This window comes from Marinomonas sp. THO17 (assembly GCF_040436405.1).
In the GTDB taxonomy this organism is placed as follows: domain Bacteria; phylum Pseudomonadota; class Gammaproteobacteria; order Pseudomonadales; family Marinomonadaceae; genus Marinomonas.
This window is the reverse complement of record NZ_AP031575.1, coordinates 1,431,449-1,445,242: the sequence shown is the minus strand read 5'-3', so window position 1 is coordinate 1,445,242 and position 13,794 is coordinate 1,431,449. Positions and strand designations below refer to the sequence as shown.

Below are 13,794 nucleotides of genomic sequence, written 5' to 3'. Positions count from 1 at the left end.
GAATATCTTATCTTTAAAGTATCAAGCAAAAGGAAGCGGCTGTGATAGCGTTTCCTTTTTTAGCAACATCTGGCATAACAGAAAGTCCAATTGATTGAATACATACGAGGTGCATATTTTGCAAGCCATGCAGTTGGGATTTAATCAAGAGTACGCTGAATTGGCGCCAAGCCTTGAAGAAGTGAAGGGGCAATCCGGTTTCGTCTTGTTGGAGTTCGGTGCACCTTGGTGCGGCCATTGTCAGGCGGCTAGTACCGTTATTCAAAGCCTATTAATGGCACATCCGACTTTGCCACATATTAAGGTGTACGACGGAAAAGGCAAAAAGCTGGGGCGCCAGTTTAAAGTTACTTTATGGCCTACCTTTATCCTCTTGAAGGATGGTAACGAAGTAAACAGGTGGGTAAGAGTGACCCAACAAAATGAACTTAATGAACTGGATTCTTTACTGGGCACACATCCCTCTACACGCTGATATCGATAATGCGTCCAAGGTTTTGGTTCGCATCATCTAATACTTGAGCGTTAGACTGTGCGTCCCGAGTCACTTGTCTGGCTTCTGTAAGGGTTTCGGCAAGCGAGCCATGTTGTACATCTAGCTCTTTGGGTTGTACTCGATCAAAATTCTGAGTGGACATTTGGGCAACTTCTTTGGAAATTTGATCCAGGTTTCTTTGGGTCTGTTGCAGTCCTTGTTGACCATACAAAAAAGGGGGATGTTGAATTTTCATTTTTTGTACCTCACACGTTTATTTGCTTATTTTAGCAACCGCTAAGAGATTTTTTGATGAGGCTTTTGTACACTTTTGTTTCTAATTGCAAAGAAATACCACAAGATTTTATGAGCAAAACTATTTTTCAGATGGTCTGTTTTCTCTTGATGATGAGTCAAACTCCGTTGGCCTTATGTCATTTGCCTGAAAATCATCAGCAAGCAGATTTTTATCAACTCATAGAGCAAGATTCAAAAGCTACATTACTGCAGCGTTTTGAGTTATTAAGTGGCAGTTTAATGGGGTTACCTTATCTTGCAGGGGGCTCAGGAGAAGGCCAACTTGGGCGCTTTGACGCAGATCCATTGGTACGCTTTGATGCGTTTGATTGTACTACCTATGTGGAAACTGTATTGGCAGGACTGTTTGCCTCCAATAAGACGGAATTTGACTCTGTGCTTAAAAATATTCGTTATCAGCATGGCAAGGTCAGTTTTGTATCCCGTAATCATTTCCCGAGTTTAGACTGGCTGCCCAATAACCAAACTAGATTGGAAGATGTGAGTGCGCAAATTGCGTCGCAAGCACTAGAATATGCTTCAGCTCGGATTGATAAAGCGGCATGGTATCAGCATTTGAAGAAGGGGCAGTTGACTTGTGATGACAATTGTCAGTCGTTACATGAGGCGTTACGAGTGCTTACTAAGGCCATTCCAGCAAAAGAGGTTCAACTCCCTTATGTGCCTCTAGTGGCCTTGTATAAAAGCGAAAATGGGCAGATAAACCAAGCTTTACTAGACAGAATACCCACACCCAGTGTCATCAGTATGGTACGACCAACCCGGCACCTAAAAGACATCATTGGGACCAATATGATAGTGTCTCATCAGGGTTTTCTATACCGCCGAGAAGGTCAGTTATTCATTCGTCACGCCAGCGTGAGGCATCAACGTGTGATGGATGAGGACTTTTTAGACTATTTTTTCCACTACACTGAAGGGTCTTCTTTAAAGGGCTTCAATGTTCAGAAAATACGCTTATGATGATTTTTTGCTGGACTTTTTACGGTTGAAATTGGTGTTGAAATGTTGCAAATGTAGATCAAGAGCATCACAGGAAATGGTGATTTCGCGAACCGACAGATACAAAGAATACATAAGACAAACCAGACTGGCGGCAAATATATAACTACCGACTTGTTGGTACTCTAGATAAATTGCCAGCATGGACATCACACATAAGAAAAAACTTATGACACCAGCTTCTTGCATGCGTCGAATCAGGTAAATGCGTTTGCGTAAATTGGCAATTTGCTCGGTACTGTTTTCATCTTCTTGCTTTGGATCAAAAGTACGTATGATGGACGCTAAGGTAACAAAGCGATTGGTATAAGCCAATAATAAGAGTGATACCGCCGGAAACAGCATGGCGGGTGTGGTTAAGGTGATGATCATGATGGCCCTTGAAGACAACTGTTGGATGAGGATTGAGAAAAGTAGTTTAACAGTTTTTCTAACAAGTGGGTGACGCATTAGCAGCGCATAGGAGAAAACGATGGAGTTATCAGCCTTAAAGGCCTATTTGTTAGCCAAACCTGAAGCGAAAGAAGATTATCCTTTTGATGACAAAACGGCGGTCTTCAAAGTGCAGAATAAAATGTTTGCTTTATTGTCGCGTCATCAAGGCAAAGCCTTAATGAATTTGAAGTGTCATCCCGATCATGCGATGGAATTGCGTGATGTATTTGAGGAAGTTATTCCCGCTTACCATATGAATAAAAGACATTGGAACTCCATTTTCTTTGAAGGCAGTTTACCAGATGGTGAAATCCAGCGAATGGTCGATCACTCCTATGCGTTAGTCGTAAAAGGAATGACCAAGGTGCAACGTCAGGGCTTGGAAGTACGCCATGGTGCAACTTTGATTTATCAAGGCTTATAAGAAAAAGTGGCCAATAGCGTATGCTATTGGCCACAGGTTATGGTTTTATTCTTTGCACATTGGCTCAAACATCACCTATTAGAGTTTAAAGGTCGACATTACACGCTGCGTTTCTTCTGACGTTTGTGCCAAGGTTTCACTAGTTTGATTGTTCTGCTGAACTTGCAAACTTGCTTGTGCGGAAAGTTCTGCCACTTTTTCATTTAATTCGCTCAAGGTTTGTACCAATTCACTTTGCGACGTTACGCTGTTAATAACCGCATGACTAGCATGATTAATGCCTTCGGCTGAGCTGGCAATTTCTTCCAGATATTTTGCCGTGAGATTGATTTCTTCATTGGTTTTCTGTGATTGCTGATGGCTCTCTGTAATGCGCAGCTCTGCCTGCTTGGCACCTTCTTGAAGTTTATTAATCATGGCTTGTATTTCGTCTGTTGATGCCTGAGTACGGCTGGCCAAACCGCGAACTTCATCGGCGACCACAGCAAAGCCGCGGCCCTGTTCACCTGCTCGGGCTGCCTCAATCGCCGCGTTAAGAGCAAGCAGATTGGTTTGTTCTGCTATTTCACTTATCACATCTAATACTTTACCAATGGTTTGAGACTGTTCTGCCAGTTGTACCACGGTATTTAAGCCAGCTTCTAATTCATTGGACAGCTTGTCGAGGGACTTTACTGTTTGTTGAATTGAAGATTGTCCAGTTCGGGTTTTCTCAACAGTTCCTTGTGCAGATTCTAAAGTACTTTGTGTGTTGCTAATGACTTCGTTTTTAAAGCCATCTACTTCACGAATGGCATCCGTCATTTGGGTAAACATGCCTTCACGTTGTTGCGTAATGGCTTTAGTCTTAAAGGCAACTTCCTTAAGTTCTTTACTCTTAGTTTCGACTTGTTTATTCAAGCTAACAGCTTTGTTCAATGTATCTGTAAGTCGCTCTACAAAGGTGTTATACGAAGTAGCAATGGTGGTTAGTTGGTCATTGCCGGAAACTGGAAGACGGGCGGTTAAATCCCCCGAACCATGTGAAATGTTTTCTAAAGCCGTTTGGATCTGACTAATAGGTAAGATGATGGAACGTAAAATCAAAACAGACAATAGTAAGGCAAGCAGAATAACGATCAAGCTGGAGGAGCCCAATGTAATGACGCCTGCTTGAAATTGCGCGTCAACGTCGTCAAGGTAAATACCTGAACCCAGTATCCAGCCCCAAGGCTCAAATCCCTTAACATAGGAAATTTTTTCAACGGGAAGGTCATTACCGGGCTTAGGCCACAAGTAATCGACAAAACCCGCATCTTGGGCTTTTACCACTTTGACAAATTCTGAAAACAATTTTTTACCATTGGGATCTTCCAGATTGGCGAGATCTTTGCCATCAAGCTCAGGTTTGACAGCGTGCATCACTATGACGGCATTGTAGTCATTGATCCAAAAATACTCTGAACCCGCATAGCGAATCCCTTTGATGGTTTCCATGGCATATTTTTGAGCTTGGCTTTTGGTTAATTCGCCACTTTGTTCAAGCGAGTAGAAATGGGTCAGTACGCCGGTAGCGGTTTCAACTACGTGTTTGGTCTGCGCGTATTTTTCATTAAGTAAGGAGGACTTGTATTCACTTAGAGCAAGCGACATGACAAGAACTAGACCAATAGAAAACAAAGTCACTAGGCCAATTAGCCTATGCTTTATTGGAATTTGTCTTAAGAGGTTTAACATAGTTACTTCCTTATCGTTTTGCATATGGAGAGTGCAAATATGTTTTCTAAGCAGAAAAAACATCAAGCTATTTGCGCCTTCACTATCCCTATTATGCTGTTAATTTTTGAAAAAAGTGCTGTTTATTTACAATTTTTATCCTTTTTACACTACAACTTTAATAATGCCATTTAATTGTCATTTATGTGTAACTTTTTATCTCTAGAGTACTTGAGAACTTCATTTGAAGCAGGAGTGAGGTTAAGAGAAAGTGTGGGGAATCATTTTTTCTATATATCTCAATATATTAGGTCGTGCTATGTAGCAAGAAATGTGACACGCATGATCAAAATCCAATGACCAGCAACAAGTAATAGGGCAGTATTATGACCATTAATCAAAAGCAAGAACTGAGTTTTGATGAGTTAGATGAATTAGTGCGTCCAGCACCGGAAGTGGTGGAATTTGAAGAAGTCGCAAACAAAATGGTATCGCGTCGCGGCTTTCTAAGTGGTGGTGCCGCCGTCGGTGCCAGTGCATTTGTGATGGGATCGACCTTTGGTGCAGCGCAAGCCATGGCGGCACATCATCAACCATCTCGTTTGGCTTTTGATATGGTAAAAGCGACAACAGCCGATACCATTACTTTGCCAAAAGGTTACACCTGGCAAGTGGTGGCTTCTTGGGGTGATCCATTGTGGTCAAAAGGTATGCCATTAGATACCACAACTGGGGGAACTGGCGCTTCTCAAGAAATGGCGTTTGGTGATAACAATGACGGCCTTGCCTTCTTTAATCACAATGGTGTTTTTGTATTAGCGGTTAACAACGAGTACGTGAATCCTAAAACCCTGAATGCGAATCGTGAAGATGGTAAAACCATGACTGCAGACGATGTGCGTAAGAGTAAAGCTGCACACGGTGTCTCAATCATGGAGATTGCACAATACAATGGTAAGTGGAGCATCATCAAAGACTCTAAGTTCAATCGTCGCATCACAGCAGATACAGAAATGGAAATTACCGGCCCTGCCCGTGGCCACGCTTTATTGAAAACGTCGGCCGATCCTCGCGGTGTGTTAGCTAAGGGAACATGGAATAACTGTGGTCAAGGTCAAACACCTTGGGGTACTTACTTAACCTGTGAAGAAAACTTTAACAGTTACTTCGCTTCATCAGATGAGAATTATCAATTGCCTGATGAGCTGAAGCGTTATGGTGTGAGCACTTCTGAAGGTCGTTACAAGTGGGAAATGGCGGACGATCGCTTTGATCTTGCCAAAGAACCAAATGAGCCAAATCGCTTTGGTTATGTGGTAGAGATTGACCCACTGAATCCCACTTCTCGTCCTAAAAAGCGTACTGCTCTGGGTCGTTTTAAACACGAAAATGCCGAAGTTGCCATTGCTGCAAACGGTCATGTTGTCGTGTATCTAGGCGACGATGAACGCGGAGAATTCCTATATCGTTTTGTATCTAAAGGCAAATACCAAGTGGGTGCGGATAATTCTGATTTACTTGCTGAAGGTACTTTGTACGTAGCCAAATTCCATGACAATAATCGTGGTGAGTGGTTGGCGTTAACGCCTGCAACAACTGGTATGACCGAAGCGGAAATTGCTATTCACACTCGTCAAGCGGCATCAAAAGTAGGCGCAACCACTATGGACCGTCCTGAGTGGGTAGCGGCGAATCCAAATAAGGTAGAAGCTTACTGCTGTCTAACCAACAATAAAAATCGTGGTGTGAAGCCAAATGCCGGTGGCGATGAGACGCCAGCGCAAGGCCCTAATCCACGAGTGAAGAACAATTTTGGGCAGATCGTTCGTTGGGAGCCGATGAACGAAGATCATACCGCAAAAGATTTCAAGTGGGATTTGTTTGTGATGGCGGGTAATCCAGCTGTCTTTGATGATGCTTATGCTGGTTCTGCTAACGTGAACAAGGACAATATGTTCAATTCACCTGATGGTTTGAAGTTTGACCGTAACGGTTTGTTGTGGATTCAAACCGATGGTAACTACTCAAACGAAGGGGATTTTGCGGGTCAAGGTAACAACCAAATGCTGGTGGGTGATACTGAAACCGGTGAAATCAAACGTTTCATGGTAGGCCCCACTAAGTGTGAAGTGACAGGTGCGGCATGGAGTTCTGACTACTCGACTATGTTTGTTAGTATTCAGCACCCAGGTGGTACTTGGCCGACAGGTGGCACACCTCTATCCAGTGTGATTGCCATCACTCGTGAAGATGGTCGTGCTATCGTGTAAGCATGGTAACGAGAAATGACGAAAAGCCAGCATATGAGAATATGCTGGCTTTTTTATTTACCGCACAGGACATTTTTACAAATAAAGTATGTATCCCATTTTGGGTTAATACTCATCATTCGTTAACCTATTTGGATAGATTGAAAGAATATGCATCCTTTATCAAACGGATGATGTTGATTCTTTCTGCCCTTGCTAATGAATTTATTACTGCATTTGTTCACGATTCAAGCGCCTTATCTGAGCATTTATGAATTATGATGGAAGTGGGAAATTTGGGTCAGTTTTGTTAAATGCAGGGTAAATTATGGAATTTCTATGGTCAGTAGCAACCGTCAGTATTCATTGGGCGGCGTTGATTTTTGTTGGTTTGTGCTTTGTACTGATGGTGACGTTAGTGGTGATGTATTGGGTGGATACTCATCAAACTACCCATACTATTCGTCGTAATTACCCTATTGTCGGACGATTTCGTTATCTGTTTGAGCATCTAGGTGAGTTTTTTCGTCAGTATTTTTTTGCTATGGACAGGGAGGAGAGACCCTTTGATCGAGCGGAACGCTCTTGGGCTTACCGCGCGGCGAAAAAAGTGGATGCGACCATTGCGTTTGGTTCCACTCGTTCTCTTGATACCTCAGGCGATATTTATTTTCTCAATTGTGCTTTTCCGACCTTGGCAGAAGATGCTGTTCAACCAAAAGAAATCTGCATTGGTGAACGTACGGCTAAACAGCCTTATCGTACTCGTTCCGTGGTGAATATTTCTGGTATGAGTTTTGGTGCATTGTCTAAGCCTGCCGTTCAGGCTTTGTCGCGTGGTGCTCGAAAAGCGGGTATCTGGATGAACACAGGGGAAGGGGGATTGTCTCCCTATCACCTAGAAGGTGGCTGCGATCTGGTATTTCAAATTGGTACCGCCAAATACGGCGTGCGTGATGCTCATGGGCATTTAAGCGATGACAGATTAAAAGTCATTGCTGCACATGACCAAGTACGCATGTTTGAAATCAAAATGAGCCAAGGTGCCAAACCGGGTAAAGGTGGTATGCTGCCCGGTGCTAAGGTAACGGAAGAAATCGCTCACACTCGAGGCATACCTGTCGGGCAAGATTCCATCAGTCCAAATGGTCATACCGACATCAGATCGATTGACGATCTGCTTGTCATGGTGCGTCATGTGCGTCAACTTACGGGCAAGCCGGTTGGTTTTAAAATGGTGGTTGGAGATGTAGGCTTTTTCGACCAAATGTGTCAGTTGATCCATCAAAAAGGCATGGATTATTGTCCAGATTTTGTCACCATAGACAGTTCTGACGGTGGTACGGGAGCCGCACCGCAATCCTTAATGGATTATGTCGGCATGCAGTTGCGCGAGAGCTTGCCTTTGGTCGTGAACACTATTACCTCATATGGCTTGCGTCCTTATATTAAGGTGATTGCATCGGGTAAGTTAATTGTGCCAGGTAAAGCGGCTTGGGCGTTGAGTGCAGGCGCTGATTTTGTGGTGTCTGCTCGTGGCTTTTTGTTTTCTTTGGGCTGTATACAAGCGCTGCAGTGCAATAAAAATACTTGTCCTACCGGCATTACTACTCACAATCCTGAGCTGCAAAAAGGTCTTGTTGCCAGCGAAAAGTCAGAGCGTGTTGCTAATTACGCTCAAGAATTATTGCATGGGATTGATTTAATTGCCCATTCTTGTGGCGTAAAAGAGCCTAGGGAATTGAATCGTTCGCATGTGCGTATCATAGAAAATCAAAGCCAATCACGCTTGTTCTCAGAGGTGAATCCTTTACCTGAGGTGAAAGCAGAATACATTCGTGTCATGGAATCGCCAAGTGATCAAGAGTCGTCTCTACATTAAGCATTTATCTCCTTGATATTGGCTATCTCTGGGCATTTTGTGATCTCTGGGGTATGTTGCTAGCAAGTTTTTTTAAAGGGGACGAATGTGAGCACCTTATTTCATTATGCTTATCATGTGACGTCATTGACGGAAACTCGCGAGTTTTATGTAAATCTATTGGGCTGCCAGGAAGGCCGCAGCACGGATACTTGGGTTGACTTTGATTTTTATGGTCATCAATTATCACTGCATCTTGGTACACCTATAGCCACGACAAATACCGGTAAAGTAGGGGATCATCTTGTGCCTATGCCGCATTTTGGTTTGATCTTACCTTATGAAGAATGGCGCGAGGTAGCGGATCGTTTAACAGGGGCAAAAGTGGCTTTTGACCTGGCTCCAAGTGTGCGTTTTGAAGGCCAAAAAGGAGAGCAATGGACGCTCTTCTTTAAAGACCCAAGTGGTAATGCCATTGAATTAAAAGGTTTTAAAAATATGGCGGAGGTATACGCGCGATGATTCCATTGGTGACCAGCTTTAGTCCACAAGAAGAGAGCCAATGGTTGCAGCAGTTGACTAAGCAGATACCAAATCAAGTTTTCAAGCCTTTGGCTGAGTTATCAGATCTGCAAAGGCAAGAGTGCGAGTTAGCCATTGTTGCTAATCCTGATCCTCAGGCCTTGGCCAGTTTGCCAAACTTAGTATGGGTACAAAGTTTATGGGCTGGCGTTGAGGGTATGGTTAATCAACTTCCTGACGCCAAGTTTAAAATTGTGCGATTGATCGATCCCCATTTAGCGGAAACCATGTCTGAAGCGGTACTAGCTTGGACCTTGTATTTGCATCGAGACATGCCGCATTATGCGCGACAGCAAACACATGCTCAATGGCAACAAAGACCTATGGTGAGAGCCAAAGATCGTCGTGTCGGCATCTTGGGATTGGGTGAGCTGGGTAATGCAAGTGCCCAACGGCTTGCTGCCAATGGTTTTCAAGTATTTGGCTGGAGTCGTAGTGAAAAACAACTGGCAGGAGTGACTTGCTTTCATGGCCGTGATGGCTTAACTCAGCTCTTGTCACAAGCTGATATTTTGGTGTGTCTGCTGCCTTTAACTTCGGCGACGTTAGGTTTACTCAATGACGATACTTTATCTTATTTGCCACCCGATGCGGCTTTGATAAACTTCTCCCGTGGAGCCATCATTGATGACATTGCCTTGCAGAAAAAGTTGCAGCAAGGTGAAATTCGTCATGCTGTATTGGATGTCTTCCAGCAAGAGCCATTACCAACAGATAATGCGTATTGGCGTATGAAAAATGTGACGGTATTACCACATATTTCTGCGCCTACTCATATTGAAAGTGCCTGTGATGTCGTGGCAAAGAATATTCGTTTATATCAAGCAACCACAAAAATACCCGCTGCGGTTGATGTAGGTCGTGGCTACTAATAAATCTAATAAAACGGAGATAAGTATGCCCCACTGTATTGTTGAGTTTAGTCAAAATCTGTCACAAGAAGTACCACCAATGGATATGCTGGAAGCGGTGCGCGATGCCACTATGGCCTCAGAGCTGTTTACTCAGGAAGACATTAAGCTCAGAGCTTTGCCATATAAGGACTTTTTGACCGCGGGTACGGAGGATGCTTTCATTCATGTTACCTTACGCATTCTTGCTGGCCGTTCGCAGCAACAAAAGCAAAGGCTGTCGCAAATGGTATTGGATGCCATAATGGCCTTTGCTCTTAAAGACGTCAGTTTTACAGTGGAGGTGTGTGATATGGATAGGGACACTTATTGTAAAAAAGTGGTGTTGTCTTCATAAGAAAGGTGTAGTGAATGAAGTGGTTATACTGTTGTTTGTTGGTCTTGCCGAGTCTTGTGTGGGCAGAAGAGGATGTTGATCTAGCGTCTGATAGTGCGCCGCAAGAAGATTCAGAATCTTATTTTCAAGCGGAAGAGCCAGCAGTACCTGAGTCAATTAGCCAACGAGCGAAAGAAGCTAAAGGGCTTTTTCAACAGCGGGAAATGCGAGAGCGAGCGACCGTTAATAACCCTTTTGTAATCACTCCCCATCGACCTAACTACTTTTTACCTATTGCATACACGTCAAATCCAAATGATCGTGCTTTTTTAGGTGACAAAAGTGATTCGGAAAGTTTACAAAGTGTCGAATTTAAATTTCAACTCAGTGTGAAATTCCCAGTGGCTTATAATCTAGTGGGGCCTAATAGTAGTCTATGGTTTGCCTATACTCAGCAAGCCTATTGGCAAGCTTATAACAGCAATATTTCCGCCCCATTTCGCGATACGAATCATGAGCCAGAAGCTTTCATTGTGGTTAAGCCCAAAAAGGGCTTATTCGGTATTAAGCCAAGTTACATAACCTATGGTTTAAATCATCAGTCCAATGGTCAATCCGGTGATTTATCCCGTTCGTGGAACCGTTTTTACATTGATTTTTTGTTTGAAACAGACAATACCGCCTTTTCTATCAAACCTTGGTACCGTTTTCCCGAAAGTTCGAGGGTAGATGATAATCCTGATATCGAAGACTACTATGGTTATGGTGAACTTAACATCATACATGTGATTGACGATTACAGTATTGACATGATGATACGTAATAACCTTGACATGTCTGATAATCGCGGCGCTCTTCAATTAGGTTTCAATTTCCCCTTGTGGGGGAAAACACGTGGTTATATTCAATACTTTAATGGTTATGGCCAATCACTGCTTGATTACAACCATCAAACCCAGTCTTTAGGCATAGGTATTATGTTGAGTAACTGGTTATAGGCCTCCTTATTTTTTGAAAATTGACATGTTTTCGTCATCATTTTGTCATGGAGGTGTCATTTTTGGATTTTAAGCTAGGTGGTAATTTAACCTAGGAGTACAACAATGAAACTTATCCCTATCGCAACCAGCTTAATGGCACTCACTCTTCTAACGGCTTGTGGCGGACAAATGACGAAATCTGGTTCTGCTGACAAAATGGCAGATGCCTCAGCCATGAACAACAATGATTTGTACGAAGTACACCATGAAGGTCGTATTTATATTTTTGACGACCGTGATGTTTATGAAGATTTTCTTGCTGTAGGGGAAACGTCTTTCCGAAAAGTTCGTATTGGTGAAGGTCCTAAAGGCGAAACAATTGTGTTTGGTTTGACCAACGAAGACAAGAAGAAAACATCTGGCATTGCCTCAATCGAAATGTATGATGGTGACTTGGCTGGTGCAAAAGACTTTTATGGTGAAATGCGCGTAGAAGGCCGTATCTTTGTTTTTGGTTCTTTAGAAGAAATGAACACGGCTCGTATCGTGGGTGAAGTACCATTACGCTACACAGAAATCGGTGCTGGTCCAAAAGGTGAAACAGTTGTCTACGCTTTGAACAGCAGCAACAAAAAAGTGCGTCCAGATGCGATGATTGCTAAGTTCCACAAAATGAATGATATAAAATAATTCATAGGAATTTGAGATGAATAAATGCCCCGCTTGTCGGGGCATTTTTGTTGTCAGATACAGGACTTTATTTATTTTTATTTCCTAATGGTCCTGTCATCAAGATGTCACCAAATCGCCACCTAACTGACATTTTCCTTGTTTATGTTGAATGATAAGAAAAAAGTGAGGTGGCCTTATGAACATACTTCAGAATATTCATGCATTTGATGTACAAACTTTCTCATGGTGTATGGCGCGTAAACACAGAGCCAAACTAACCAATATGGGCAGAGCGGTATCCTTTACAGCGGATGGCCCTTTATACGCCATGTTAGCAGCGCTCTTGTGGTTAAATGGTTACCACACTTTAGTCATTATCATAGCTGCAGGTTTTGCTTTAGAGCGAGTTTTGTATCTGATTTTAAAACGTGGATTTAAACGCAATAGGCCTGCTGACGCATTGGATAATTTTAACAGCTTTATTATTCCTTCTGATCAGTTCTCTTTTCCTTCTGGGCACACCTCAGGTGCCTTTTTCATGGCCTATTGTTTGAGTGAATGGTTTCCAGGTCTCAATCTTGTATTGTATTTCTGGGCGATGAATGTGGGCTTATCTAGAATTTTTTTGGGTGTGCATTTTCCAACGGATACAGTAATAGGCGCTTTGTTGGGAAGTGCTTGTGCGGGCTTGATGATTGGAGTCTTAGTATGAAAATCCTTTATGGTGTTCAAGGCACAGGCAATGGTCATATTACTCGTGCCAGAGCCATGGCAACGGAAATGAAAGCGGCTGGCATAGAGGTGGACTTTGTATTTTCTGGTCGGGCTAAACATGACTATTTTGATATGGAGTTGTTTGGTGATTATCGTACCTTTGAAGGATTAAGCTTTGTTGCACGCGATGGTAAGTTGGATCTGTACGCTACCTTTCGTAAGGCTAATTTTTTACGCTTGTATCGTGACATTAAAGAGCTGGATACGCGTGGATATGACTTGGTGATCACGGATTACGAGCCTATCGTTGCTTGGGCTGCAAAACGTCAAGGTGTGCCTTGTTTAGGGTTTGGTCACCAATATGCTTTTAAGTATGATATTCCCCGTTACCAAAAAAATCCGATAGCACAATGGATTATGGCGAATTTCGCACCAGCTGAGACACATTTAGGAGCCCATTGGCATCATTTTGGTCACGCTATCTTGCCTCCGCTTATTCAACATCATGAGCTGGATAATACGCCGCAATCGAATCAGGTGTTAGTGTATTTGCCATTTGAAAACAGTGAAGCGGTTTTGGATTGGTTAGACGCCATTCCAGATTATCAATTTAGATTGCATTGCAAAGACATAGAGCCCGGTGTGTATGGCAATGTGGAAGTGTTTCCTTTTAGCCGTACCCAATTCCAAAAAAACCTTAGTGAATGTGAATCTGTTCTCTGTAACGCCGGTTTTGAGTTGAATTCTGAAGCCTTACACTTAGGCCGCCGTATCTTGGCTAAGCCCATGCAAGGTCAGATTGAACAACATTCCAATGCCATTGCATTAGAGTATTTAGGTATAGGTATGACCACAGAAACACTGAGCGCTGAGTGCATTAAAGAATGGTTGGAAACCAGTCGTGTGGTGCAAATAGAATACCCTAATGTGGCTAAGGCTGTAGTGAATTGGTTGCAAGAAAATGATGATTCGAGTGTGGTGGATTTATGTCAAAGTTTGTGGCAACAAGTCCCTAACCTTAAACAACTTAGTTTTCATTACCCATATGCTCAAAAAAGCTTAAATCAAAACACAATGAAACGCGCGACTGTTTAAACAGCCGCGCATTTTTCTTTGAATAAGTGTTGCTTGAAGTAATGTTCCTTGAAGTAATAAAGGGA

At 42.8% G+C, this 13,794-nt stretch carries 15 protein-coding genes; 12 read left to right on the top strand and 3 right to left on the bottom strand.

Annotation, left to right across the window (positions count from 1 at the left end):
- Window positions 1–94: 94 nt before the first annotated feature.
- A complete protein-coding gene (locus ABXS85_RS06835; RefSeq protein WP_353669289.1) occupies window positions 95–475 on the top strand; it encodes a thioredoxin family protein in 381 nt (126 codons plus the stop codon).
- On the opposite strand, the gene ABXS85_RS06830 is transcribed toward ABXS85_RS06835, so the two are convergent.
- Window positions 465–731 carry a hypothetical protein gene (locus tag ABXS85_RS06830; RefSeq protein WP_353669288.1) on the bottom strand — a complete coding sequence of 89 codons (267 nt, stop codon included), beginning with the start codon at window positions 729–731 and terminating at the stop codon, window positions 465–467. The two genes, ABXS85_RS06835 and ABXS85_RS06830, sit on opposite strands and share 11 nt — an antisense overlap.
- Before the next feature lie 110 nt (window positions 732–841).
- On the opposite strand from ABXS85_RS06830, the gene ABXS85_RS06825 reads away from it, so the two are divergent.
- Window positions 842–1,756 carry an N-acetylmuramoyl-L-alanine amidase-like domain-containing protein gene (locus ABXS85_RS06825; RefSeq protein ID WP_353669287.1) on the top strand — a complete coding sequence of 305 codons (915 nt, stop codon included), beginning with the start codon at window positions 842–844 and terminating at the stop codon, window positions 1,754–1,756.
- On the opposite strand, the gene ABXS85_RS06820 is transcribed toward ABXS85_RS06825, so the two are convergent.
- A complete protein-coding gene (locus tag ABXS85_RS06820) occupies window positions 1,751–2,167 on the bottom strand; it encodes a DUF2721 domain-containing protein (protein WP_353669286.1) in 417 nt (138 codons plus the stop codon). The two genes, ABXS85_RS06825 and ABXS85_RS06820, sit on opposite strands and share 6 nt — an antisense overlap.
- A 100-nt stretch (window positions 2,168–2,267) precedes the next feature.
- Between ABXS85_RS06820 and ABXS85_RS06815 the strand changes: the two genes are divergently transcribed.
- A complete protein-coding gene (locus ABXS85_RS06815) occupies window positions 2,268–2,654 on the top strand; it encodes an MmcQ/YjbR family DNA-binding protein (RefSeq protein ID WP_353669285.1) in 387 nt (128 codons plus the stop codon).
- 78 nt (window positions 2,655–2,732) lie between these two features.
- Here the strand turns inward: ABXS85_RS06815 and ABXS85_RS06810 are convergent, their stop codons facing one another.
- The gene (locus tag ABXS85_RS06810; protein WP_353669284.1) at window positions 2,733–4,370 is read right to left on the bottom strand and encodes a methyl-accepting chemotaxis protein; all 1,638 of its coding nucleotides are present in this window, start codon (window positions 4,368–4,370) and stop codon (window positions 2,733–2,735) included.
- A gap of 365 nt (window positions 4,371–4,735) precedes the next feature.
- Between ABXS85_RS06810 and ABXS85_RS06805 the strand changes: the two genes are divergently transcribed.
- The 9 genes from ABXS85_RS06805 to ABXS85_RS06765 all read left to right on the top strand — a co-directional run bounded on the left by ABXS85_RS06805 (window position 4,736) and on the right by ABXS85_RS06765 (window position 13,729).
- A complete protein-coding gene (locus ABXS85_RS06805; protein ID WP_353669283.1) occupies window positions 4,736–6,619 on the top strand; it encodes a PhoX family phosphatase in 1,884 nt (627 codons plus the stop codon).
- A gap of 307 nt (window positions 6,620–6,926) precedes the next feature.
- Window positions 6,927–8,480 (top strand): FMN-binding glutamate synthase family protein, encoded by a 1,554-nt coding sequence (locus tag ABXS85_RS06800; protein WP_353669282.1) that lies wholly within the window; start codon window positions 6,927–6,929, stop codon window positions 8,478–8,480.
- Window positions 8,481–8,567: 87 nt separating this feature from the next.
- Window positions 8,568–8,981, top strand: coding sequence for a VOC family protein (locus ABXS85_RS06795; protein WP_353669281.1), 414 nt, complete (start codon window positions 8,568–8,570; stop codon window positions 8,979–8,981).
- On the top strand, window positions 8,978–9,913 hold the full coding sequence (locus ABXS85_RS06790; protein WP_353669280.1) for a glyoxylate/hydroxypyruvate reductase A: 936 nt from the start codon (window positions 8,978–8,980) through the stop codon (window positions 9,911–9,913). The genes ABXS85_RS06795 and ABXS85_RS06790 overlap by 4 nt, the downstream gene beginning before the upstream one ends.
- 25 nt (window positions 9,914–9,938) lie before the next feature.
- Window positions 9,939–10,289: a 5-carboxymethyl-2-hydroxymuconate Delta-isomerase gene (locus ABXS85_RS06785; RefSeq protein WP_353669279.1), complete on the top strand. Its 351-nt coding sequence runs from the start codon at window positions 9,939–9,941 to the stop codon at window positions 10,287–10,289.
- Window positions 10,290–10,303: 14 nt separating this feature from the next.
- Complete coding sequence (locus tag ABXS85_RS06780) at window positions 10,304–11,266, top strand: phospholipase A (RefSeq protein WP_353669278.1); 963 nt, start codon at window positions 10,304–10,306, stop codon at window positions 11,264–11,266.
- A 105-nt stretch (window positions 11,267–11,371) separates the two neighbouring features.
- Window positions 11,372–11,938 (top strand): hypothetical protein, encoded by a 567-nt coding sequence (locus ABXS85_RS06775; protein WP_353669277.1) that lies wholly within the window; start codon window positions 11,372–11,374, stop codon window positions 11,936–11,938.
- A gap of 178 nt (window positions 11,939–12,116) precedes the next feature.
- The gene (locus ABXS85_RS06770) at window positions 12,117–12,632 is read left to right on the top strand and encodes a phosphatase PAP2 family protein (RefSeq protein ID WP_353669276.1); all 516 of its coding nucleotides are present in this window, start codon (window positions 12,117–12,119) and stop codon (window positions 12,630–12,632) included.
- Window positions 12,629–13,729, top strand: coding sequence for an MJ1255/VC2487 family glycosyltransferase (locus tag ABXS85_RS06765; RefSeq protein WP_353669275.1), 1,101 nt, complete (start codon window positions 12,629–12,631; stop codon window positions 13,727–13,729). The genes ABXS85_RS06770 and ABXS85_RS06765 overlap by 4 nt, the downstream gene beginning before the upstream one ends.
- Window positions 13,730–13,794: the final 65 nt, after the last annotated feature.

Coding starts and splice junctions, on each gene's coding strand:
- ABXS85_RS06830 (WP_353669288.1), bottom strand. CDS start 731: ATGAAAATTCAACATCCCCCTTTTTTGTATGGTCAACAAGGACTGCAA.
- ABXS85_RS06825 (WP_353669287.1), top strand. CDS start 842: ATGAGCAAAACTATTTTTCAGATGGTCTGTTTTCTCTTGATGATGAGT.
- ABXS85_RS06820 (WP_353669286.1), bottom strand. CDS start 2,167: ATGATCATCACCTTAACCACACCCGCCATGCTGTTTCCGGCGGTATCA.
- ABXS85_RS06815 (WP_353669285.1), top strand. CDS start 2,268: ATGGAGTTATCAGCCTTAAAGGCCTATTTGTTAGCCAAACCTGAAGCG.
- ABXS85_RS06810 (WP_353669284.1), bottom strand. CDS start 4,370: ATGTTAAACCTCTTAAGACAAATTCCAATAAAGCATAGGCTAATTGGC.
- ABXS85_RS06805 (WP_353669283.1), top strand. CDS start 4,736: ATGACCATTAATCAAAAGCAAGAACTGAGTTTTGATGAGTTAGATGAA.
- ABXS85_RS06800 (WP_353669282.1), top strand. CDS start 6,927: ATGGAATTTCTATGGTCAGTAGCAACCGTCAGTATTCATTGGGCGGCG.
- ABXS85_RS06790 (WP_353669280.1), top strand. CDS start 8,978: ATGATTCCATTGGTGACCAGCTTTAGTCCACAAGAAGAGAGCCAATGG.
- ABXS85_RS06785 (WP_353669279.1), top strand. CDS start 9,939: ATGCCCCACTGTATTGTTGAGTTTAGTCAAAATCTGTCACAAGAAGTA.
- ABXS85_RS06780 (WP_353669278.1), top strand. CDS start 10,304: ATGAAGTGGTTATACTGTTGTTTGTTGGTCTTGCCGAGTCTTGTGTGG.
- ABXS85_RS06775 (WP_353669277.1), top strand. CDS start 11,372: ATGAAACTTATCCCTATCGCAACCAGCTTAATGGCACTCACTCTTCTA.
- ABXS85_RS06770 (WP_353669276.1), top strand. CDS start 12,117: ATGAACATACTTCAGAATATTCATGCATTTGATGTACAAACTTTCTCA.
- ABXS85_RS06765 (WP_353669275.1), top strand. CDS start 12,629: ATGAAAATCCTTTATGGTGTTCAAGGCACAGGCAATGGTCATATTACT.